This is a genomic window from Acidovorax sp. sic0104 (assembly GCF_019219095.1).
GTDB lineage: Bacteria > Pseudomonadota > Gammaproteobacteria > Burkholderiales > Burkholderiaceae_C > Acidovorax.
Genome location: NZ_JAHUWH010000011.1, coordinates 124560 through 146213, shown reverse-complemented (window position 1 = coordinate 146213; position 21654 = coordinate 124560). Strand labels below are relative to the sequence as shown.

Genomic DNA, 21654 nt, shown 5'->3' with positions numbered 1-21654 from the left:
AGCCTGAGGCTGGGGATGGCGTTAACCATGGTAGCCTTTTTGCTCCATTTTGTTGATCCCCGAATCGCCGTTCATGCCCGCCGCCGCCCCCAGAGTTTCCCCTAGTGCCAAAAAGCCGGGCGCAAGCTCCCCTGGCGGCGCGAAGGGCGGCGCATCGGTCGCGCAGAAAGCACTGCAGAAGCTGGGCCTGAAGCGCGACATCGATCTGGCGCTGCACCTGCCGCTGCGCTATGAGGATGAAACCCGCATCGTCCCGCTGGCCAACGCACGCGACGGCCAGATGGTGCAGATCGAAGCCACGGTGACCGCCAGCGAGATCCAGCTGCGCCCGCGCCGCCAGCTGGTCGTGCGGGTCGAGGACGACACCGGCAATTGCGAGCTGCGCTTCTTCAGCTTCTACCCATCGCACCAGAAGACCCTGGCCGTGGGCGCGCGCCTGCGCATCCGGGGGGAGGTCAAGGGCGGTTTCTGGGGCCGGCAGATGCTGCACCCGGCGTTCCGCCTGGCGGGCGGCGAGCTGCCCGCCGCGCTCACGCCGGTCTACCCGACCACTGCCGGCCTGCCGCAGCCCTACCTGCGCCGTGCCGTGGTGGGCGCGCTGGCGCGCGTGGACCTGTCGGACACGCTGCCGCCCGGCACCGAGCCGCCATATGCGCGTTTTATGAGTCAAAACGGCCTCCCGCGCTTGTTCAGCTTGCGCGAGGCGCTCACTTTTTTGCACCACCCCACGCCGGATGTGGCGCTGTCCACGCTCGAAGACCACAGCCACCCCGCGTGGCAGCGCCTCAAGGCCGAGGAGCTGCTGGCCCAGCAACTGTCGCAGCAGCAGTCGCGGCGCGCGCGGGACATGCTGCGCGCGCCGGTGCTGCGCGTGCCCCGGTCCAGGGACGGCGCGCTGCCGCTGCACGAGCAGCTCATGGCCGTGCTGCCCTTCGGCCTGACCGCCGCGCAGCGCCGCGTGGGCGAGGAAATCGCGGCCGACCTGGCGCGCCAGGTGCCCATGCACCGGCTGCTGCAGGGCGACGTGGGGTCGGGCAAGACGGTGGTGTCGGCCCTCGCGGCCTGCCTGGCCATGGATGCGGGCTGGCAGTGCGCCCTGATGGCTCCCACCGAAATCCTGGCCGAGCAGCACTTCGCCAAGATGATCGGCTGGCTCGAACCCCTGCTGGCCGCACGCGGCCGCAAGGTGGCGTGGCTGGTGGGGGGGCAGAAGAAGAAAGACCGCGCCGCCATGCTGGCACTGGTCGAGACCGGCGAGGCGGCGCTGGTGGTGGGCACACACGCCGTGATCCAGGAACAGGTGCGGTTCAAGAACCTGGCGCTGGCCATCATCGACGAGCAGCACCGCTTCGGCGTCGCGCAGCGGCTGGCGCTGCGGCAAAAACTGGCCGAGCACGGCATGGAGCCGCACATGCTGATGATGAGCGCGACCCCGATTCCACGCACACTGGCGATGAGCTACTACGCCGACCTCGACGTCTCGGTGATCGACGAGCTGCCTCCGGGGCGCACGCCCATCGTCACCAAGCTGATCGCCGACAGCCGCAAGGACGAGGTGATCGAGCGCATCGGCGCGCAGGTGCAGGCGGGCCGGCAGGTGTACTGGGTGTGTCCGCTCATTGAAGAGAGCGAGGCGCTGGACCTCTCCAACGCCACCGCCACCCACGCCGACCTGAGCGAGGCCTTGCCGGGGTGCATGGTGGGCCTGCTGCACTCGCGCATGCCCACGGCCGAGAAGAAGGCGGTGATGGCGCTCTTTACCAGCGGCCAGATGGGTGTGCTGGTCAGCACCACGGTGATCGAGGTAGGTGTGGATGTGCCCAATGCGTCCCTCATGGTCATCGAGCATGCGGAGCGCTTCGGCCTGTCGCAGCTGCACCAGCTGCGTGGCCGCGTGGGCCGCGGCGCGGCGGCGTCGGCCTGCGTGCTGCTGTATGCCACCAATGACAGCGGCCGCGTTGGCGAGACCGCCAAGGAGCGCCTGCGCGCCTTGGCCGAGACCAACGACGGCTTCGAGATCGCCCGCCGCGACCTGGAGATCCGTGGCCCCGGCGAATTTTTGGGCGCGCGCCAGTCGGGCGACGCGCTGCTGCGCTTTGCCGACCTGGCCACGGACTCCATGCTGCTGGAGTGGGCGCGCGAGCTGGCTCCGGTGATGCTGGACCACCACCCTGAATTGGCGGCGCGGCATGTGGCGCGCTGGTTGGGTGGAAAATCGGACTATCTCAAGGCTTGACACCATGACCCTCACCGAACTCAAGTACATCGTCGCCGTCGCGCGCGAGAAGCATTTCGGTCATGCGGCCGATGCCTGCTATGTCTCGCAGCCCACGCTGTCGGTCGCGATCAAGAAGCTGGAAGAAGAGCTCGATGTGAAGCTCTTCGAGCGCAGCGCGGGCGAGGTGTCGGTCACGCCGCTGGGTGAGGAGATCGTGCGGCAGGCGCAGAGCGTTCTGGAGCAGGCTGCGGCCATCAAGGAAATCGCCAAGCGCGGCAAGGACCCGCTGGCCGGGCCGCTGACCCTGGGCGTGATCTACACCATCGGCCCCTACCTGCTGCCCGACCTGGTGCGCCAGGCCATAGGCCGCTCGCCGCAGATGCCGCTCATGCTGCAGGAGAACTTCACCGTGAAGTTGCTGGAGATGCTGCGCACGGGCGAGATCGACTGCGCCATCCTGGCCGAGCCGTTTCCGGATACGGGCCTGGCGATGGCACCGCTCTACGACGAGCCCTTCATGGCCGCCGTGCCCAGCTCGCACCCGCTGGCAGGCAAGAAGTCGGTGACGGCGGCTGAGCTCAAGAGCGAGACCATGCTGCTGCTCGGCTCCGGCCATTGCTTTCGCGACCACGTGCTTGAGGTTTGCCCCGAGTTCGCGCGCTTTGCGAGCAATGCCGAGGGTATTCGCAAGTCGTTCGAGGGATCGTCGCTCGAGACCATCAAGCACATGGTGGCGGCTGGCATGGGTGTGACGCTGGTGCCGCGTCTGTCGGTGCCGCGCGATGCGTTGCTGACCGTGTCGCGCCGCCGCAAGAGCGACGAGACCTATGTGCGCTACCTGCCCATCCGGGAGGAAGACGGCGGTCCGCCGCCCATGCGCCGGGTGGTGCTGGCCTGGCGGCGCAGTTTCACCCGTTACGAGGCGATCGCCGCGTTGCGCAACGCGGTGTATGCCTGCGAACTGCCGGGCGTCAAGCGCCTGTCCTGACCAGGGCGCCGACCCTGCAGGAGCAGGGTGGCAAGGGCTACACTCTCGCCCCGCATGGCGTTGCAGTGTTTTCAGGCACGCCACAGGTGGCCACAACATGCCGCCTGGACCGTAGGCCGAGCCACAGGCGGCCCGCAGGCGCCGTGCGCACTCCACAACCCAAGGAAAACAAGCAATGAAGAAGATTCTGATGGCCGCCAGCCTGGCAGTGGGCCTGGCCGCGTGCACCAGCATGCCCACCAACGCACCCTCGGCGGGAACGCTCAAGAAGGCCGACATGGATCGTCTGGTGGCCGTGCTGCCCGCCTCGGCGCAAGGCAGTTTCAAAGAGTTCCTGGCCCAGGCCGCGCGCGAGAACCCGCTGCTGCGCGCGAGCGTCGCGGCCTATGCGGCCAAGCAGCCGCTGGCGGGCGATGACCTCGTCAACATCAGCCGCCTGCTGGGCTTGTACAACCGCCTGCACAACCAGTCCGCGGTGATCGACGCCACGGCGAAGATGGTGGCCATTCCCACGGTGCGCGCCGACAAGGTGGCGCCGCACGAGGACAAGAACATCATCGCCTTCGGTGCGCTGGTCGAAGGCATGGCCCGCGACTTCGGGCTGGTGTACCGTAACGTGGACAACCGCATCTTCGAGGTGAAATTGCCCGGCACCGGTGCGGAAGAGTTCGGCATCCTTACCCACGCCGACGTGGTGCCTGTGGTGGCCGACGAATGGGTGCTGGACGACGGCACGCGCCTGGACCCGTTCAAGCTCACGCGCGTGGGCGGCAACCTGTACGGCCGCGGCTCCATCGACGACAAGGGCTCCATCGCTGCCGTGCTGTACGCGATGAAGGCCGTGAAGGACAGCGGCCTGCCGCTGTCGCGCACCATCCGCCTCATGATCGAGACGACGGAGGAAACCGGTGGCGACGCGATGAAGTACTACCGCGCCAAGACCGCGCTGCCCGAATACAACATCGTGCTGGACAGCAAATACCCCGCCGTGGTGGCCGAGAAGGGTTCCGGCGCGCTGCGCGCATCCTTCGCGCTGGGCACGCCGGCCGCTGCAGGCGCCACGGCCATCACCGCCATGGCCGGCGCCGCGTCCACCAACGCCGTGCCGCAGACCGCCACGGCCCGGCTGCAGGGCGGCAACACCGCCGAGGTGGCGGCGCGCCTGAACGCCGCGAAATCGGCGTTCATCGAGAAGTACAAGCCGCAGGGTGGGGTGTTCAGCATCGATGTGGCGCAGGACGGGGCCGCCGTGCAGGTGAAGGTCACCGGCGCATCGGCCCACGGCTCGCGCCCCGAAGAGGGCGTGAACCCGCTGCCGCGCCTGGCGCTGTTCCTCAAGGAGTCCGGCGTCGCGCTGGCCCCCAACGGCTACGCACAGGCCGTGCGCTACCTCAGCGACCTGTACGGCACCGACTACCTGGGCCGCACCCTGGGCCTGGCGTATGCCGACGACTTCATGGGCCCGCTGACCATGTCGCCCAACCTCATCCGCGAGAAGGATGGCAAGGTCGACGTGCTGGTCAATGTGCGCATGCCCCGGGGCAGCACGCCCGAGGCGCTCTCCCAGGCCACGACCGCGAAGATCAAGGCCTGGGGCGCCCAGGCCGGCGTGGCGGTGGAGGTGGACCACCAACAGGGCAACTGGATGGCGCGCGACCCCAAGGGCGCCTGGCTTTCCACGCTGCTCAACACCTTCGGCGACACCACGGGCCTGGAAGCCAAGCCCGTGCCCACGGCCGGCAGCACCACGGCCAAGCTCATGCCCAACGCCATCAACTTCGGCCCCGCCATGCCTGGCAAGAAGTACACGGCCCACAATGCCAAGGAGTTCAAGGAAGTGGTGGACCTGGACGCGGACATGCAGATGTTCACCGAGATGCTCGTGCGCATCGGGAATTTGAGCCAGATGCAGTGATGGCCGCGGCGCCTGCGCTACAGTGACCACCAGCCGCCGTGCGCCGCGGCTCCGGAGCCTTCCGGACCACTGCGCACGGCGGATTCCATCGATTGACCGCCATCCCAACGAAGGAGCTCCCCATGGCCAAGGCCTCCAAGACCACCACCCTCACCACCGCAGCACCCCGCATCAATATCGGCATCAGCGACAAGGACCGCGCCGCCATCGCGCAAGGCCTGTCGCGCCTGCTGGCGGACACCTACACGCTGTACCTGACCACGCACAACTTCCACTGGAACGTCACGGGCCCGATGTTCAATACGCTGCACACCATGTTCATGGCGCAGTACACCGAGCTGTGGAACGCGGTGGACCCCGTGGCCGAGCGCATCCGCTCACTGGGCCATGTGGCGCCGGGCTCGTACGCCGAGTTCGGCAAGCTGGCCACCGTGCCCGACGCGCCCAGCCAGCCGCCCAAGGCGCTGGAGATGGTGCGCATCCTGGTCGAAGGCCACGAAGCCGTGGCCCGCACCGCGCGCAGCCTGTTCCCCCTGGCCGACAAGGCCAGCGACGAGCCCACGGCCGACCTGCTGACCCAGCGCCTCACGGTGCACGAGCAAACCGCCTGGATGCTGCGCTCGCTGCTGGAAGAGTGAGCACTGCGGGGGGCGCGGTCTGCAAAGTGCGTTTTGTCCTACAAGAGGTGTGAGCAGTTGTACGGATGATGCGACCTTTGGTCATGCTGGCTCCGCCCCGTGCGGATGGCGGCATGGCGGCTGGAACCACCGGTGACCTATGCGAATCCTGTACGTTGAAGACAACCCCGAGTTGCGCGAGACCATCGGCATGCTGATGGAAGGCGACGGCCAGACGGTGACATCCTGCGCCACGGCCGAGGAAGCCTTGCTCCTGGATGCCGCAGACCCCTTCGATCTGCTCGTCTCGGACGTCAGCCTGCCCGGCATGTCGGGCACGGACCTGGCCAAGAAGGTCCTGGCCGAGGATCCGCAGCGCTGGGTGGTGTTGTGCACGGGCTATGAGCTGGGCGACTACGCCTCGGCCTGGGGGCCGAACGTGCGCACGCTGCTCAAGCCTTTCGAGCTGGAGGATCTGGAGAGCCTGCTCGGCTCGATCCGTGCCGCCGTCCACGGCACTGCCGTCTGAGCGCGGCTTTTCTGCACCTTCACCGCTGGCCAGTCCTGTCGCACCGCGCAGGCACCCACACCAGTCGGCCCTGGCCCGCCCAGGGGCGCCCCGAGGCACAGGAAGCGATCTAGCCGCGCTTTTCGGCCAGGGGGCAAGGCGACACGCGGGGCAGTTCCACCCGAAAGCGCGTGATGCCGTCCTTTGACGTCACCTCAATGCACCCCCCATGCGCCCGCACGATCTGCTGGGCGATGAAAAGGCCCAAGCCCAGTCCCTGCTGCCGGCCCGCGGAGCGTTCGCGCCCGCGGAAAGGGTCGAACAGGTGGGGCAGCAGATCCGGCGCGATGGTGCCGCCGTTGGCCACCTCCAGCACCAGGGTCTCGGAGCTGCGGCCGTCCAGCAGGACCTGCACGGGCCTGTCCTGGTCACCGTGGTGCACGGCGTTGCCGACGAGGTTGGTTACCACCTGGCACAGGCGCTCTGCGTCCCAGGTGCCGGCCAGGTCGCCCTGCAGCGTGGATTCGATGCGGCGCTCGGGGTGTCCGGTCTGTATCTCGTCAAGGATGCGCGTCACAACCGCCTGCATGTCGGCGGGGCCAGGCTGCAGCGCCAGCCCACCCGCCTGCCGGATGCGCGTGATGTCCAGCAGGTCCTCGATCATGCCGGCCATGCGCTGGCTGCTGCTGAGCACGCGGTCGGCCATGGCCTCGATCTTGTCGACCTCAGGCTGGCGCTTGAGCAGGCTGGCCGCCGCCGTGATCGACATCAGGGGCGTGCGCAGGTCGTGGCTCAGCACGGCCATGAACATCTCGTTGATGCGCAGCGCCTCGGTGCGCTCGTGCAGTTCATGGGCCAGAGCCTGCTTGCGCCGGTGCAGCTCGAAGAACACCTGGGCCTTGGTGGCGAGCATATGCGGGTCGATCGGCTTGTACAGGAAGTCCACTGCACCGCTTTCGTAGCCACGGAACTGCCAGTTCTGCTCGCGCGAGCCGGCGGTCATGAAGATCAGCGGTATGTGCCGGGTGCGCTCGCTGCCGCGCATCAGCTCGGCCAATTCGAACCCGTTCATTTCGGGCATCTGCACATCCAACAGCGCGAGGGCAACATCTGAGTGGTCGAGCAGCAGCTCCAGGGCCTCGGGGCCGGACTGGGCCTTCAGGATCTCGATGCCATCGCGCTGCTGCAGCAGGGCTTCCAGCGCGATCAGATTTTCCTGCACGTCATCGACCAGCAGGCACTTGATGCGGGTTGTGGGAGGGGGTGGCGATGGGAAGGGGGTCATCGGGCGGTCCGGGTACATCATCGTCACAGCAAGCGTTGTTGGTGCAGCCGTGCAAGCAAGGCCGCTATGCCCGCAGGGGGCAGGGTATGGTCCATGGGGGCGCATGCGAGCGCCGCCAGGGGCATGGCCGGCATGGGGGCGCTGGCCGGGTCCTGCACGATGGTCAGGCCCCCGGCGGCGTGAATCGCTTCCATGCCCCTGGCTCCGTCTTCGTTGGCGCCGGACAAGAGGATGCCCACGAGGCGCGGGCCGTACAGGTCGGCGGCGGATTCGAACAGCACGTCGATGGACGGCCGCGAGAAGTGGACCGGGGTGTCCACTGACAGAGACAGGCGCGGTCCTTCGTCGATCAGCAGATGGTAGTCCGGCGGCGCGAAGTACACGGTGCCGGGCTGCAGATCGTCCTTGTCCCCGGCCTCCTGCAATGGCAGGGCGCAGCGCTGGCGGAAGATGTCCGCCAGCAGGCTGCGCCGGTCGCGCGGCAGGTGCAGCACCACGACCAGGGGGGCCTGCAGCGTGGCCGGCAGGGCCGGCAGCAGGGCCACGAGGGCTTCCACGCCACCCGAGGAGCCGCCCACCACGATGGCGTCGTAGGCGGGGCGGGGGACGGCCGCCGCAGCGGTGGTTGCGGCGCTCACAGGCCGGCCTTCTTGCGGTAGATGCGGTCTTCGAGCACGAAGTCGTCGAACGCCGAGGCCTCGGCCGAGAAGCGCAGCGATTCCTTGGAGCCCAGGCCCAGAAAGCCCCGGTGGCACAGCGCCTCGCGAAAGAGCCCGAGCGCGCGGTTTTGCAGGTCGCGCTCGAAGTAGATCAGCACGTTGCGGCAGGATACCAAGTGCACCTCGGCAAACACGCTGTCGGTGGCCAGGCTGTGGTCGGAGAACACCACGTGTTCGCGCAGCGACTTGTCGAACACGACGCGGCCGTAGCGTGCCGTGTAGTAGTCCGACAGAGAGCTGCGGGCGCCGGAGCGGGCGTGGTTCTCGGTGAAGGCGGCCACGCGCGCCAGGTCGAAAACGCCGGATTCGGCCAGCCGCAGCGCTTGCGGATTGATGTCGGTGGCGTAGATCAGGGTGCGCTCCAGCAGGCCCTCCTCCTGCAGCAGGATGGCCAGTGAATACACCTCTTCACCCGCGCTGCAGCCGGCCACCCAGACCTTGAGAGACGGATACGTGCGCAGCAGCGGCACCACCTCTTCACGCAGCGCGCGGAAGTACGTGGGGTCGCGGAACATGTCGCTCACCTGCACCGTGAGGTATTCGAGCAGCGCGGGGAACACGCTTGGCTCGTGCAGCACGCGGTCCTGCAACTGCGACAGCGTCTTGCACTCGAACTGGATCAGCGCCGTGTTCAGCCGGCGCTTGAGCGACGCCGGCGAGTAGCCCCGGAAGTCGTAGTGGTAGCGGTGGTAGATCGCGTCGATCAGCAGATGCTGCTCGATGTCTGCGGTCTTGACTCTCTTGGGGTGGGACATGGGCCGGTCGTTCTGGCTTGATGGCGTGCTACTTGGGCATCCAGACGCGCACCAGCGACAGGAGCTTTTCCACGTCGAGCGGCTTGGCGATGTAGTCGTTGGCACCGGCGGCCAGGCATTTCTCCTGGTCGTCCTTCATGGCCTTGGCCGTGAGCGCGATGATGGGCAGTCGGCGCCATGCGGGGCGCGTGCGGATCTCGCGCATCGCGGTGTAACCGTCCATCTCGGGCATCATGATGTCCATCAGCACCAGGTCCACCGCAGGGCCGTTGGCGTCGGCACGCTCCAGGGCTTCCAGCGCCTCGCGCCCGTTGCGCGCGATCTGCAGCTTGATGCCGGTGGGCTCCAGGATGCTGGAAAGCGCGAACACGTTGCGCACATCGTCTTCCACCACCAGCACGTTGCGGCCTTCCAGAGCCGTCTCGCGGCTGCGCGCGGCCTGCAGCATCTGGCGGTGCTCTGCGGAGAGCTCGGACTCGACCTGGTGCAGGAACAGCGTGACTTCGTCGAGCAGCCGCTCGGGCGAGCGAGCGTCCTTGACGATGATGGATTTGGAGAAGCGCCGCAGTTGCTGCTCTTCGTCGCGCGAGAGTGCGCGGCCGGTGTAGACGATCACGGGCGGGAAGGACACGCCGTCCTGCTCGGTCATCTGCTCGAGCAGCTCGAAGCCGGTGAGGTCGGGCAGGTTCAGGTCCATCACCATGCAGTCGAACGTGGAGCCGCGCAGATGGTCGAGTGCCACGCTGGCGGTGCCGGCGCAGACGATCTCCACGTCATCGCGGCTGAGCAGGTGGCGCACGCTTTCGCGCTGGCGCTCGTCGTCCTCCACCACCAGCACCCGGCGCAGGTTCTGCGTGAACTTGGCTTCCAGCCGGTGCAGCGCCTGCACGAGTTCGTCACGCTTGACCGGCTTGAGCGCATAACCGACGGCACCGCGGCCCATGGCCTCCTGCGAGTAGTCGGCCACGGACACCACGTGCACGGGAATGTGGCGCGTGACGGGGTTGCGCTTGAGTTGGTCGAGCACGCCCAGGCCGGAGAAGTCGGGCAGGTTCACGTCCAGCACGATGGCGCTGGGCAAGAGCCGCGCAGCCATTGCCAGCCCGTCGGCAGCGTTGTGCGCCATGTGGCTTTCGAAGTCCATCTCGCGGGCCAGGTCGCTCAGGATCTGGGCGAAGCGCTCGTCATCCTCCACCACCAGGATGCTGCGCGCGCCGGCACGCACCGGGGCAGGAGGCGCCGCACCATGGGTGTCCGCGCCACCTGTTGCGTCCAGGGGGGGCAGTGCGGATCCGGCCTGTGCATGTCCGGGCGCCAGGGCTGCAGCCGGCGCAGCCAGGGCGGGCTGCTGCGAGTACGAGGCCGTCGCCGTGGCCACGGGCTGCCCCTGCAGCGCCGCGAGCCGTGCAGGCAGCGTGAGCGTGAAAACGCTGCCTTCGCCGGGCGTGCTCTGCACCGTGATCGCGCCGCCGAGCAGTTGCGCCAGGTCGCGTGAGATCGACAGGCCCAGGCCGGTGCCGCCGTACTTGCGGTGCGTGCTGCCATCGGCCTGGCGGAAGGCTTCGAAGATCAGTTCCTGCTGGTGCGCGGGGATGCCGATGCCAGTGTCCCGCACGGCGAAGGCGACGGTGTCGCCCGCCCCGCGCGACACCTGCAGCGTGATCGAGCCCTTCTCGGTGAACTTGAGCGCGTTGGACAGCAGGTTCTTGAGTACCTGGCCCAGGCGCAACGGGTCGGTTTCCATGGTGGGCACGTCGGGGGCCACGCTGGCCGACAGCGCGAGGCCCTTTTCCTGGGCCAGCAGGCGCAGCGGCTCCACCAGGGCCTGCACGGCCTTGCCCACGTGCACCGGCTCGACCGACACGGTGGCCTGCCCGGCTTCGATCTTCGCCAGGTCCAGGATGTCGTTGATCAGCGCCAGCAGGTCGTTTCCCGCCGAGTAGATCGTCTGTGCGTACTTCACCTGGTCGCCGGAGAGGTTGCCGGGCTTGTTGTCGGCCAGGAGCTTGGCAAGGATCAGCGTGGAGTTCAGCGGAGTGCGCAGCTCGTGGCTCATGTTGGCCAGGAACTCGCTCTTGTACTGGCTGGCCGTTTCCAGCTCGCGGGCCTTGTCGGTCAGCGCGCCCTGGGCGCGCAGCAGCTGCTCGCGCTGGTATTCGAGCTGCTGGGTCTGTTCTTCGAGGTGGGCGTTGGTCTGCTCCAGCTCGGTCTGCTGCACCTCCATTTGCGCCTGCGATTCCTGCAGGATGCGGCTTTGTTGCTCCAGCTCTTCGTTGTTCACGCGCAGCTCTTCCTGCTGCGTCTGCAGTTCCTCGGACTGGCGCTGGGTTTCTTCGAGCAGCGCTTCCAGGCGGGTGCGGTCGGCACCGGAGCGGATGGCGATCGCCAGCATTTCCGAGGCACGCTCCATGAGGCTGCGCTCGGCGTCATCCAGCGCACGGTAGAAGCCCAGTTCGATCACGGCATACACCTTGCCGTTTTCGACCGCCGGGGCCACCAGCAACTCCGCCGGGCTCGACTGGCCGGTGCTGGACGACACCAGCAGGTGGGTGGATGGGACGTCGCGCACATGCAGCAGCGTGCGCGTGCGAGCGGCCTCGCCCACCAGACCCTCGTCAGCCAGCAGGGTCTGCGTGAGCCGCTCGCGCGGCAGCGCATAGCCGCCGAACAGCGAGAAGCCGCCGCCTTGCTCGGCCACGTAGCCCGCGCCCACGTTGGCCTTGAGGTAACCGGCCAGGTATTCGAGCGCGAGCCGGCCGATGTCTTCGAGCCGGTGGTCGCCCTGCAGGCGCTGGCCCAGACCGGTGAGGCCGGCGGATACCCACGATTGCCGGGACTTGGATCGGTACTCCCGCGAGGTCATCGCGGCCGACGCACAGATCAGCCCCAGCAACAGCAGCGAGCCGCCCCATGAGTAGTAGGCCGACATGGTGGCCGCGTCCACCCAGGCCTGGCGGCGGGTTTCCAGTTGCTGGCTCTGCAGTGTGAAGAGGTCGGACGACAAATCCCGCACGCGGTCCATCAGGTTCTTGCCCGCGTCGGTGCGCACCACCGCCATGGCGGCCTCCCTGTTGCCGGCCTTGTACAGATCGATGGTGTCGTTCAGTTCGCGCAGCTTTTGGCGCGAGAGGTCATCGATCTGCGTGATCAGGCGCAGGTGGATGGCTTCGCCGGCGCTGCTGGCCTTGAGCGCCGTCATCTGCCGCTCCAGCGTCGTCAACGCCAACTGATAGGGCTGAAGGTAGGCCGCTTCGCCTGTGAGCAGAAAGCCGCGCTGACCGGTTTCGGCATCCTTGAGCGCCGAGTTGAAGAGGTTCAGCTGGCGCATGGCCAGCGTCGTGCGGTCCATGGCCGCCACGGCGTCGCCGCGCGTTTCGGAGGCGCGGAAGTTGACGAGGGCGATGACCAGTGTGGCCAGAGCCGCCACGACGAAGCCCGCCATGAGCGTGCGAGGAATGGCAAAACGGGCGGCAGACTGGGTGCTGGAGGATCTGGGCATGCGGTGCAGGTCCTTGGGATGGGGTGACCTGGGGACTTTACCGGGTTTGGGCCGCTCGTTGCAGGCAGAACCAGGTCGATGTGGCGGTGCCTGTGCCGGCAAGGGCGGCCGGGGGCCCATGCCCCGGGGCCGGGTGGCTGCTACATTCGCACAGCCCGCGCTACCGGCGGGCTGGATTGGCCCCTTTTTTGCACTCTCCCCCGCATGTCCACCGTCGCTTCCCGCAGCCGCTTCGCCCTGTACCTGGACCTCATCCGCTGGGACCGCCCCGCTGGCTGGCTGGTGTGTCTGTGGCCCACCCTGTCCGCACTCTGGATCGCGGCGGACGGGTTTCCTGGCTGGCATCTGCTGGCGGTGTTCGTGCTGGGAACCGTCCTGATGCGCAGCGCCGGCTGCTGCGTGAACGATGTGGCCGACCGCGACTTCGACAAGCACGTCAAGCGCACCGCGCAGCGCCCGGTGACCACCGGCGCCGTGAGCGTAAAGGAAGCGCTGGGCCTTGGCGCCGCGCTCGCGCTGGTGTCATTTGGCCTGGTGCTGACCACCAACACCGCCGCCATCGCCTGGTCGGTGCCCGCCGTGCTGGTGGCCATTGCCTACCCGTTCACCAAGCGCATCATTTCCATGCCCCAGGCGGTGCTGGGCATTGCGTTCAATTTCGGCATCGTCATCGCGTTTGCCGCCGTGCAGGGCAGCGTGCCTGCGGTGGCCTGGTGGATGTGGCTGGGCAATATGTTCTGGGTGCTGGCCTACGACACCGAATACGCCATGGTGGACCGCGACGACGACCTCAAGATCGGCATCAAGACCTCCGCCATCACGCTGGGGCGTTTCGATGTGGCGGGCATTGTGCTGTTCTACCTGCTCTTCATCGGAATTTGGGCGGTGGCCCTTGCCCCCTATGCGCTGGGTGCTCTGTTTTATGTAGCGCTTGCTGCCGCGCTGGCGCAAGCTGTGTGGCACTTCACGCTGATCCGCACCCGCACCCGCGAGGGCTGCTTCAAGGCGTTTCGCATCAACCACTGGCTGGGCGCCACGGTGTTTGCGGGTATTGCGGGCAGCTATGTGGTGCGGTCAATGCTCTCAAACTGATAGCTGTCGGCGCTTGATGCGCGTGCGTGGAAGGCCAAAAAGGCTCTGAAAAATGTTCACGGCTCCCCATGGCGCCGTGAACAGGATGCCCAGGGTCAGGCCCCGAACTCGTTGCCAAGTTCGTTGGCGCGTTTTTCGGCGGCGCGCATGGCGGCCTCGAACGCCTGCGACACGCCGCTGGCTTGCATCGACTGCAGGGCGGCGTAGGTCGTGCCGCCCTTGGAGGTGACGCGTTCGCGCAGCACGGCCGGGGGCTCGTCCGAGCGGCGGGCCAGTTCGGAGGCGCCCACGAAGGTGCCCACTGCCAGTTGGTGCGCCTGTGCTTCTGTCAGGCCCATGCTGACGCCCGCGCGCGCCATGGCTTCGAGAAAATAGAACACATAGGCCGGACCCGAGCCCGAGAGGGCGGTGACCGCGTCGAGCTGGGTTTCGCTCTCCACCCACAGGAATTCGCCGGTGGACGCCATGATGGCCTCCACACTCTGGCGCTCCGCCGGGGCCACGGCGGGGCGCGCGTAGATCGCGCTCATGCCCTTGCCCACCAGCGCGGGCGTGTTGGGCATGGTGCGCACGACGCGCTCGGTGCCCAGCCACTGGGCGATGCTGTCCGAACGGATGCCTGCGGCCACGCTCAGGTGCAGGGCCTGCGGGGTATGTGCCTTGGCTTGCGCGGCGGCGTCCTTGAAGGTCTGTGGCTTGACCGCCCAGACCACGATGCTGGCGCGCTGCAGTGCGGGGCCTGCCTCGGCGTGTGCCGTGAGGCCGAAGTTCTTGAGCAGCGCCTCGCGCGTGGGAGCGTAGGGCTCGACCACCTCGATCTGGCTGGCCGGGTGGCCCTGGCCGATCAGGCCGCCAATGATGGCGCTGGCCATGTTGCCGCCGCCGATGAAGGCGATGGTGGGAAGTGGGGGGGTTGCTGCGGCGGAAGCGGAGGAGGTCATGCTGCGGTCAGGCAAGAAAGGGAGGCGCCATGGTAGCGCCGTGGGCCTGTGGTTGCCCGAATGGCGTGCGCAACGGGCGCTGCCCGGACCAGGCCTGCCGCGCAAGAGCCGCGCAGCGCCTCAGGGGGTGTTCCGGATCACTCTGCCGTGGTCTGGCGCACCGCATGCTCCCACTTGGCCATCAGCTCCTGCGCGCGGGCACTGCCCAGCGTGGGCACGAAGCGTCTGTCGGCGCGCCACAGCTTCGACAGTTCCGCCGTGCTGCTGTAGACGCCGCAGGACAGGCCCGCCAGGTACGCGGCGCCCAGCGCCGTGGTCTCGATGACGGCAGGGCGCACCACCGGAATGCCCAGCAGATCGGCCTGGAACTGCATCAGCAAGTCGTTCACGCAGGCGCCGCCGTCCACGCGCAGCTCGCTCACAGGCGCGCCGCCAGCGGCGGTGGCGTCGCGGCTCATGCCCTGCAGCAGCGCGGCGCTCTGGTAGGCGATGCTTTCCAGCGCGGCGCGGGCGATGTGGGCAATCGTGGTGCCGCGCGTGAGGCCCGTGATCGTGCCGCGCGCCTCGGGCTTCCAGTACGGCGCGCCCAGGCCGGTGAAGGCGGGCACCATCATCACGCCGCCGGAGTCGGGCACGCTCTCGGCCAGGGACTGCACCTCGCTGCTCGACGGAATGGCGCGCAGGCCGTCGCGCAGCCACTGCACCACGGCGCCGCCGACGAAGACGCTGCCTTCCATCGCGAACTCGGGGGTGGCCGATGTCTGCGCTGCACTGGTGGTGAGCAGTCCGTTCTGGCTGGTCTGGAACTTTTGGCCGGTGTGCATCAGCATGAAGCAGCCGGTGCCATACGTGTTCTTGGCCATGCCCGCCGTGAAGCAGGCCTGGCCGAACAGCGCGCTCTGCTGGTCACCCGCCACGCCGCCGATGCGGATGCCGTGGCCCAGCAGGTCGGGGGCTATGTCGCCGAAGTGCGAGCTCGACGGCTGCACCTGCGGCATCAGCGATCTGGGGATGCGCAGCAGGGCCAGCAGTTCATCGTCCCACTGGTTGGTGTGCACGTTGAACAGCATGGTGCGCGAGGCATTGCTCACGTCCGTCACGTGCACCTGGCCGTGGGTGAGCTGCCAGATCAGCCAGCTGTCCACGGTGCCGAAGGCCAGCTCGCCGCGCTCGGCCGCGTCGCGCGCGCCGGGCACGTTGTCCAGCAGCCACTGCAGCTTGGTGCCCGAGAAGTAGGCATCGACGAGCAGGCCGGTCTTGGCCTGGATGGTGCCGGCATGGCCCTGTTCGCGCAGCTGCGCGCAGGCGGGCTCGGCGCGCCGGTCCTGCCACACGATGGCGTGGTGCACGGGCTTGCCGGTCTTGCGGTTCCACAGCACCGTGGTCTCGCGCTGGTTGGTGATGCCCACGGCGCGCACGCTGCTCGCGGCGATGCCCGCCTTGGACAGCGCATCGCGCGCGGTGGCCAGCTGCGTGCGCCAGATCTCCAGCGGGTCGTGCTCCACCCAGCCGGGCTGCGGGTAGATCTGCGGCAGCTCCACCTGCGCCTGCGCCACGATGTGGCCGCCTTCGTCGAAGACGATGCTGCGGGAGCTGGAGGTGCCTTGGTCGAGTGCGAGCAGGTAGGTCATGGCGGGCAAGGATAAGTCAGCAGCGCACTGCCGCAAAGGGGTGGCGGGGGCTTGCGTTCAACTCATGAAGACCGTTCGGACTGAGCCTGCCGAAGCCTTGCGCAGCGCTTCGACAGGCTCAGCGTGAACGGTTGGTTGCTTGGTTGAAAGCAAAGGGTGAGACCGGGTCAGGCCGCGACCGTGCACAGCACCTCTGCATCCTGCAGCAGGGCCGGGAAGGGCTCCGGCGGGGGCGCGTCGGTGAACAGGCGGTCGATCTGGTTCAGTGTGGCCAGTTGCACCATCGCCGGGCGGTTGAATTTGCTCTGGTCGGCAGCGAGCCAGACCTCGCGCGATTGCTCGATGATGGTCTGGGCCACCTTCACCTCGCGGTAGTCGAAGTCGCGCAGGGAGCCGTCGGGCTCCACGCCCGAGATGCCGATGAGCGCGATGTCCACGCGGAACTGGCGGATGAAGTCCACCGCCGCTTCGCCCACGATGCCCCGGTCGCGGGTGCGCACCACGCCGCCGGCCACGATGACCTCGCATTCGGGGTTGCCGCTCAGGATGGCGGCCACGTTCAGGTTGTTGGTGATCACGCGCAGGCCGCGGTGGTGCAGCAGGGCCTTGGCGATGGCTTCGGTGGTGGTGCCGATGTTCAGGATCAGCGAGCAGTCGTTGGGCACCTGGGCTGCCACGGCGCGCGCGATGCGCGCCTTGCCCTCGGCGTGCAGGGTCTCGCGCTGGGTGTGGGCCAGGTTCTCCACGGTGGAGCTGGGCACGCGCACGCCGCCATGAAAGCGGGTGAGCAGGCCGGATTCGGCCAGGCGCTGCACGTCGCGGCGCACAGTCTGCAGGGTCACGCCCAATGTGTCGGCCAGTTGCTCCACGGTAGCGGACTTGCGCGCGCGGACCTCTTCCAGAAGCAGTAGTTGTCGGGGATTCGTATTCACGCGTATTAATCGGCTAGAGAGTGCGAATACTTTAAATCGAACAAAAAGGAACCTGTTAAGGGTAAACCTTGATTCAATACGATCAGAAAAGAACAAAAATGAACGCAATCGAAACCGAGAGGGCTGGCTGTGTCCCGTGGGCGCAGTGGCGCAGGATTCACAGGCCCCCGGGCTACAAAAGAAAGGTTGCGGGATGCAGCTGGCATTGGACAGCATCAGCAAGAAGGTGGGAGCGCAGACCTGGCTCTACGACATGAGCCTTCAACTGCACAGCGGCGCCGTGACGGTACTGCTGGGCGCCACCCAGGCGGGCAAGACGAGCCTGATGCGCATCATGGCGGGGCTGGATGTGCCCACAGCCGGCCGCGTGACGGTCGACGGCGTGGACGTGACGGGCATGCCCGTGCGCGAGCGCAACGTCGCCATGGTCTACCAGCAGTTCATCAACTACCCATCGATGAAGGTGGCGGCCAACATCGCGTCGCCCCTGAAGCTGCGCGGCGAAAAGAACATCGACGCCCGGGTGCGCGAGATCGCCAGCCGCCTGCACATCGACATGTTCCTGGACCGCTACCCGGCCGAGCTGTCGGGCGGGCAGCAGCAGCGCGTGGCGCTGGCGCGTGCCCTCGCCAAGGGCGCGCCCCTGATGCTGCTGGACGAGCCCTTGGTCAACCTGGATTACAAACTGCGTGAGGAGCTGCGCGAAGAGTTGACGCAGCTGTTCGCCGCAGGTCAGTCCACCGTGGTCTATGCCACCACCGAGCCGGGCGAGGCGCTGCTGCTGGGTGGCTACACCGCCGTGCTGGACGAGGGCGAGCTGCTGCAGTACGGCCCCACGGCCGAGGTGTTCCACGCGCCCAATTCGCTGCGCGTGGCGCGTGCCTTCAGCGACCCGCCGATGAACCTGATGCCGGCCACTGCCGCACCGCAGGGCGTGCGCCTGCAGGGGGGTGCCGAGTTTGCCGTGCCGCTGCCCGAGGGCCTGGAGGCCAGCGGTCTCACGGTGGGCGTGCGAGCCAGTGCGCTGCGCGTGCACGCCCGGCCCGGCGATGTGAGCGTGGACGGCGTGGTGGAGCTGGCCGAGATCTCGGGCTCCGACACTTTTGTGCACGCCGCCACGCCCTGGGGCGACCTGGTGGCGCAGCTCACGGGCGTGCACTATTTCGAATTGGGGGCGGCCATCACGCTGCACCTGGACCCTGCGCAGGTCTACGTGTTCGGCGCCGACGGCCGGCTGGCCTGGGCGCCTGCGCGGCACATCGCACAAGGAGGCCGCTGACATGGCCCGTATCAGTCTGGACCTGGCGCACTCGTACAAGCCCAACCCGCAACAGGACAGCGACTACGCGCTGCTGCCCCTGAAGATGGAGTTCGAGGACGGCGGCGCCTATGCGCTGCTGGGCCCTTCGGGCTGCGGCAAGACCACCATGCTCAACATCATGTCGGGCCTGCTCGTTCCGTCGCACGGCAAGGTGCTTTTTGACGGCCGCGACGTGACGCGCGCGAGCCCGCAGGAGCGCAACATCGCGCAGGTGTTCCAGTTCCCCGTGATCTACGACACCATGACGGTGGCCGAGAACCTGGCGTTTCCGCTCAAGAACCGCAAGGTACCCGAGGCGCAGATCAAGCAGCGCGTGGGCGTGATCGCCGAGATGCTGGAGATGAGCGGCCAGCTCAACCAGCGCGCGGCGGGCCTCGCTGCCGACGCCAAGCAGAAGATCTCGCTGGGCCGCGGCCTGGTGCGTGCGGACGTGGCGGCGGTGCTGTTCGATGAGCCGCTCACCGTGATCGACCCGCACCTCAAGTGGCAACTGCGGCGCAAACTCAAGCAGATCCACCACGAGCTCAAGCTCACGCTGATCTACGTGACGCACGACCAGGTCGAGGCGCTCACGTTCGCCGACCAGGTGGTGGTGATGACACGCGGCAAGGCGGTGCAGGTCGGCTCGGCCGATGCACTGTTCGAGCGCCCCGCGCACACCTTCGTGGGGCACTTCATCGGCTCGCCGGGCATGAACTTCTTGCCTGCGCACGGCGATGGCGCGCAACTCTCGGTGGCCGGGCACCGCCTGGCCAGCCCCGTGGGCCGCGCGCTGCCAGATGGCGCCCTGCAGGTGGGCATACGGCCCGAGTACCTGGCCCTGGCCCAGCCGCAGCAGCCCGGCGCGCTGCCCTGCACGGTGGTGCAGGTGCAGGACATCGGCACCTACCTGATGCTCACCGCCAAGGTGGGCGAACACACGCTCAAGGCGCGCTTTGCGCCCGAGGCCCGCCTGCCTTCCGCCGGTGACCCGGTGTGGCTGCAGGTGCTGGGCACCCACACCTGCTTCTACCAGAACGAACAGCTGCTGACCGCGGAGGTCGCACCATGAGCTCTACAACCAAACCCGTGAACCAGAAGGCCTGGTTCCTGATCCTGCCGGTGATCCTGTGCGTGGCCTTCTCGGCCATCCTGCCGCTGATGACGGTGGTGAACTACTCGGTGCAGGACATCATCTCGCCCGAGCGCCGCGTGTTCGTGGGCACCGAATGGTTCGTGCAGGTGATGCGCGACGAGGAGCTGCACGCCGCGCTGCTGCGCCAGCTGACCTTCTCGCTGGCGGTGCTGGCGGTGGAGATCCCGCTCGGGATCATGCTGGCCCTGTCCATGCCCGCGCAGGGCTGGAAGTCGTCCGCCGTGCTCGTGGTGGTGGCGCTGTCGCTGCTGATCCCGTGGAACGTGGTGGGCACCATCTGGCAGATCTACGGCCGCGCCGACATCGGCCTCATGGGGCGCCTTCTGCAGGAGGCGGGCATCGAATACAGCTACACCGGCAATGCCACGCAGGCGTGGCTCACGGTGCTGCTGATGGACGTGTGGCACTGGACGCCGCTGGTGGCGCTGCTGGCGTTCGCCGGGCTGCGCTCCATTCCGGATGCGTACTACCAGGCCGCGCGCATCGATGGTGCGAGCAAGTTCGCGGTGTTTCGCTACATCCAGCTGCCCAAGATGCGCGGCGTGCTCATGATCGCGGTGCTGCTGCGCTTCATGGACAGCTTCATGATCTACACGGAGCCCTTCGTGCTCACCGGCGGCGGGCCGGGCAATGCGACCACGTTCCTGTCCCAGTACCTCACGACCAAGGCGGTCGGCCAGTTCGACCTGGGGCCTGCTGCGGCGTTCTCGCTGATCTATTTCTTCATCATCCTGCTCTTGTGCTTCATCCTCTACAACTGGATGCAGCGCGTGGGCACCGCCAGCAACGAAGGGGCCGGCCATGAATGAAAAGCGCTTCCAGAAGCGGTCGATCTTCCTCGTCGTCTACCTCGTGTTCGCGGTGTTGCCCATCTACTGGATGGTCAACATGAGCTTCAAGACGAACGCGGAGATCCTGTCGACGTTCTCGTTCTTTCCCCAGCACTTCACCTGGGACAACTACAAGACCATCTTCACTGACGAGTCCTGGTACTCGGGCTACATCAACAGCCTGATCTACGTGGCCATCAACACGGCGATATCGCTCACCGTGGCGTTGCCTGCGGCCTATGCCTTCAGCCGCTACCAGTTCCTGGGCGACAAGCATGTGTTCTTCTGGCTGTTGACCAACCGCATGACGCCGCCGGCCGTGTTCCTGCTGCCCTTCTTTCAGCTGTACACCACGGTGGGCCTGATGGACACGCACATTGCCGTCGCGCTGGCACACCTGTTGTTCAACGTGCCGCTGGCGGTGTGGATTCTGGAAGGCTTCATGAGCGGCATCCCGCGCGAGATCGACGAGACGGCCTACATCGACGGCTACAGCTTCCCGCGGTTCTTCATGACCATCTTCCTGCCGCTGATCAAGGCCGGCGTGGGTGTGGCGGCGTTCTTCTGCTTCATGTTCAGCTGGGTGGAGCTGCTGCTGGCGCGCACGCTGACCAGCGTGAACGCCAAGCCCATCGTGGCCACCATGACGCGCACCGTGAGCGCCAGCGGCATGGACTGGGCGACGCTCGCCGCCGCCGGCGTGCTGACCATCGTGCCCGGCGCCATCGTGATCTGGTTCGTGCGCCACTACATCGCCAAGGGCTTCGCGATGGGCCGCGTCTGACGAGAGAGGGAGCACAACCATGAACTACACACATTCACAGCAGCGCGCGCGACGCGCTCCCGGCCACCAGCAGCCATGGAGCGGGCTTTGCCCGGCCATCGGCTGCGTCCGCCTGGGGGAAAGCGCCGCAGGCGCTCATGGGGGTACCGATGCTTGACTGGATGGCCTGGACGCTGCCGGTGGCAGTGTTCTTCACATGCATCGTGCTGATGCTGGTGGGGATGGCGGTGTGGGAGATCAAATCCCCCACCACCCTGCGCAAGGGCTTCCTGCCGCTGGAGACGACTCGCGGCGACAGGCTCTTCATCGGGCTGCTGTCGGCAGCCTACGTGAACCTGATCTTCGTGGGCATCAGCGGCAAGCTGGCCCAGTGGTTTGGCCTGTCGGCCGAGCCATCGGTGTGGATCAGCTTCGTGCTGTCGATGGCGCTGCTGGCGCTCATCCTGCGCAAGGGCTAGCTAGCCCGCGACCGGTACTGAAAAAG

The 21654-nt window shown here is 67.3% G+C and carries 18 protein-coding genes; 11 read left to right on the top strand and 7 right to left on the bottom strand.

Going from position 1 to position 21654, the window contains the following annotated elements; genetic code table 11:
• The first annotated feature begins 73 nt into the window (after positions 1–73).
• The 5 genes from recG to KW835_RS18195 all read left to right on the top strand — a co-directional run bounded on the left by recG (position 74) and on the right by KW835_RS18195 (position 6267).
• Positions 74–2236, top strand: coding sequence for an ATP-dependent DNA helicase RecG (recG, locus tag KW835_RS18215; RefSeq protein ID WP_218384998.1), 2163 nt, complete (start codon positions 74–76; stop codon positions 2234–2236).
• A gap of 4 nt (positions 2237–2240) precedes the next feature.
• A complete protein-coding gene (locus KW835_RS18210; RefSeq protein WP_218384996.1) occupies positions 2241–3206 on the top strand; it encodes a LysR substrate-binding domain-containing protein in 966 nt (321 codons plus the stop codon).
• A 175-nt stretch (positions 3207–3381) separates the two neighbouring features.
• Complete coding sequence (locus tag KW835_RS18205) at positions 3382–5121, top strand: dipeptidase (RefSeq protein ID WP_218384994.1); 1740 nt, start codon at positions 3382–3384, stop codon at positions 5119–5121.
• Positions 5122–5243: 122 nt separating this feature from the next.
• On the top strand, positions 5244–5759 hold the full coding sequence (locus tag KW835_RS18200; RefSeq protein ID WP_218384992.1) for a Dps family protein: 516 nt from the start codon (positions 5244–5246) through the stop codon (positions 5757–5759).
• Between the two features lie 139 nt (positions 5760–5898).
• On the top strand, positions 5899–6267 hold the full coding sequence (locus tag KW835_RS18195) for a response regulator (protein WP_218384990.1): 369 nt from the start codon (positions 5899–5901) through the stop codon (positions 6265–6267).
• Positions 6268–6376: 109 nt separating this feature from the next.
• Here KW835_RS18195 and KW835_RS18190 read toward each other — a convergent pair whose 3' ends face one another.
• From KW835_RS18190 to KW835_RS18175, 4 genes are read right to left on the bottom strand one after another with little or no spacing between them, the layout of a single operon-like run.
• A complete protein-coding gene (locus KW835_RS18190) occupies positions 6377–7531 on the bottom strand; it encodes a hybrid sensor histidine kinase/response regulator (protein ID WP_218384988.1) in 1155 nt (384 codons plus the stop codon).
• Between the two features lie 23 nt (positions 7532–7554).
• Positions 7555–8169, bottom strand: coding sequence for a chemotaxis protein CheB (locus tag KW835_RS18185; RefSeq protein ID WP_218384987.1), 615 nt, complete (start codon positions 8167–8169; stop codon positions 7555–7557).
• Complete coding sequence (locus tag KW835_RS18180) at positions 8166–9005, bottom strand: protein-glutamate O-methyltransferase CheR (RefSeq protein WP_218384985.1); 840 nt, start codon at positions 9003–9005, stop codon at positions 8166–8168. Before KW835_RS18180 ends, KW835_RS18185 begins: the two co-directional genes overlap by 4 nt.
• Positions 9006–9033: 28 nt before the next feature.
• Positions 9034–12504, bottom strand: a complete 3471-nt coding sequence (locus KW835_RS18175) for a response regulator (protein WP_218384983.1) — start codon at positions 12502–12504, stop codon at positions 9034–9036.
• A gap of 204 nt (positions 12505–12708) precedes the next feature.
• On the opposite strand from KW835_RS18175, the gene ubiA reads away from it, so the two are divergent.
• Complete coding sequence (ubiA, locus tag KW835_RS18170; protein ID WP_218384981.1) at positions 12709–13596, top strand: 4-hydroxybenzoate octaprenyltransferase; 888 nt, start codon at positions 12709–12711, stop codon at positions 13594–13596.
• A gap of 95 nt (positions 13597–13691) precedes the next feature.
• On the opposite strand, the gene proC is transcribed toward ubiA, so the two are convergent.
• The 3 genes from proC to KW835_RS18155 form a co-directional block, all read right to left on the bottom strand.
• The gene (gene proC / locus KW835_RS18165) at positions 13692–14537 is read right to left on the bottom strand and encodes a pyrroline-5-carboxylate reductase (RefSeq protein ID WP_218384979.1); all 846 of its coding nucleotides are present in this window, start codon (positions 14535–14537) and stop codon (positions 13692–13694) included.
• 137 nt (positions 14538–14674) lie between these two features.
• Entirely contained in the window at positions 14675–16168 is a 1494-nt protein-coding gene (glpK, locus tag KW835_RS18160; protein WP_218384977.1) for a glycerol kinase GlpK, read from the bottom strand.
• Positions 16169–16335: 167 nt separating this feature from the next.
• Complete coding sequence (locus KW835_RS18155; protein WP_218384975.1) at positions 16336–17100, bottom strand: DeoR/GlpR family DNA-binding transcription regulator; 765 nt, start codon at positions 17098–17100, stop codon at positions 16336–16338.
• 193 nt (positions 17101–17293) lie between these two features.
• Between KW835_RS18155 and KW835_RS18150 the strand changes: the two genes are divergently transcribed.
• The 5 genes from KW835_RS18150 to KW835_RS18130 all read left to right on the top strand — a co-directional run bounded on the left by KW835_RS18150 (position 17294) and on the right by KW835_RS18130 (position 21628).
• Positions 17294–18379 carry an ABC transporter ATP-binding protein gene (locus tag KW835_RS18150; RefSeq protein WP_218384974.1) on the top strand — a complete coding sequence of 362 codons (1086 nt, stop codon included), beginning with the start codon at positions 17294–17296 and terminating at the stop codon, positions 18377–18379.
• A 1-nt stretch (position 18380) separates the two neighbouring features.
• Positions 18381–19472 carry an ABC transporter ATP-binding protein gene (locus KW835_RS18145; protein ID WP_218384972.1) on the top strand — a complete coding sequence of 364 codons (1092 nt, stop codon included), beginning with the start codon at positions 18381–18383 and terminating at the stop codon, positions 19470–19472.
• A complete protein-coding gene (locus tag KW835_RS18140; RefSeq protein ID WP_218384970.1) occupies positions 19469–20365 on the top strand; it encodes a carbohydrate ABC transporter permease in 897 nt (298 codons plus the stop codon). The genes KW835_RS18145 and KW835_RS18140 overlap by 4 nt, the downstream gene beginning before the upstream one ends.
• A complete protein-coding gene (locus tag KW835_RS18135) occupies positions 20358–21170 on the top strand; it encodes a carbohydrate ABC transporter permease (protein ID WP_218384969.1) in 813 nt (270 codons plus the stop codon). Before KW835_RS18140 ends, KW835_RS18135 begins: the two co-directional genes overlap by 8 nt.
• 149 nt (positions 21171–21319) lie before the next feature.
• Positions 21320–21628 carry a DUF2160 domain-containing protein gene (locus KW835_RS18130; protein WP_218384968.1) on the top strand — a complete coding sequence of 103 codons (309 nt, stop codon included), beginning with the start codon at positions 21320–21322 and terminating at the stop codon, positions 21626–21628.
• The last annotated feature ends 26 nt before the right edge of the window (positions 21629–21654 follow it).

Excerpts from the sequence above, each read along its gene's own strand:
- KW835_RS18210 (WP_218384996.1), top strand. The coding sequence starts at position 2,241 with ATGACCCTCACCGAACTCAAGTACATCGTCGCCGTCGCGCGCGAGAAG.
- KW835_RS18205 (WP_218384994.1), top strand. The coding sequence starts at position 3,382 with ATGAAGAAGATTCTGATGGCCGCCAGCCTGGCAGTGGGCCTGGCCGCG.
- KW835_RS18180 (WP_218384985.1), bottom strand. The coding sequence starts at position 9,005 with ATGTCCCACCCCAAGAGAGTCAAGACCGCAGACATCGAGCAGCATCTG.
- KW835_RS18135 (WP_218384969.1), top strand. The coding sequence starts at position 20,358 with ATGAATGAAAAGCGCTTCCAGAAGCGGTCGATCTTCCTCGTCGTCTAC.
- ubiA (WP_218384981.1), top strand. The coding sequence starts at position 12,709 with ATGTCCACCGTCGCTTCCCGCAGCCGCTTCGCCCTGTACCTGGACCTC.
- KW835_RS18200 (WP_218384992.1), top strand. The coding sequence starts at position 5,244 with ATGGCCAAGGCCTCCAAGACCACCACCCTCACCACCGCAGCACCCCGC.
- proC (WP_218384979.1), bottom strand. The coding sequence starts at position 14,537 with ATGACCTCCTCCGCTTCCGCCGCAGCAACCCCCCCACTTCCCACCATC.
- KW835_RS18195 (WP_218384990.1), top strand. The coding sequence starts at position 5,899 with ATGCGAATCCTGTACGTTGAAGACAACCCCGAGTTGCGCGAGACCATC.
- KW835_RS18190 (WP_218384988.1), bottom strand. The coding sequence starts at position 7,531 with ATGACCCCCTTCCCATCGCCACCCCCTCCCACAACCCGCATCAAGTGC.
- glpK (WP_218384977.1), bottom strand. The coding sequence starts at position 16,168 with ATGACCTACCTGCTCGCACTCGACCAAGGCACCTCCAGCTCCCGCAGC.
- KW835_RS18140 (WP_218384970.1), top strand. The coding sequence starts at position 19,469 with ATGAGCTCTACAACCAAACCCGTGAACCAGAAGGCCTGGTTCCTGATC.
- KW835_RS18175 (WP_218384983.1), bottom strand. The coding sequence starts at position 12,504 with ATGCCCAGATCCTCCAGCACCCAGTCTGCCGCCCGTTTTGCCATTCCT.
- KW835_RS18150 (WP_218384974.1), top strand. The coding sequence starts at position 17,294 with ATGCAGCTGGCATTGGACAGCATCAGCAAGAAGGTGGGAGCGCAGACC.
- KW835_RS18145 (WP_218384972.1), top strand. The coding sequence starts at position 18,381 with ATGGCCCGTATCAGTCTGGACCTGGCGCACTCGTACAAGCCCAACCCG.
- KW835_RS18130 (WP_218384968.1), top strand. The coding sequence starts at position 21,320 with ATGCTTGACTGGATGGCCTGGACGCTGCCGGTGGCAGTGTTCTTCACA.
- recG (WP_218384998.1), top strand. The coding sequence starts at position 74 with ATGCCCGCCGCCGCCCCCAGAGTTTCCCCTAGTGCCAAAAAGCCGGGC.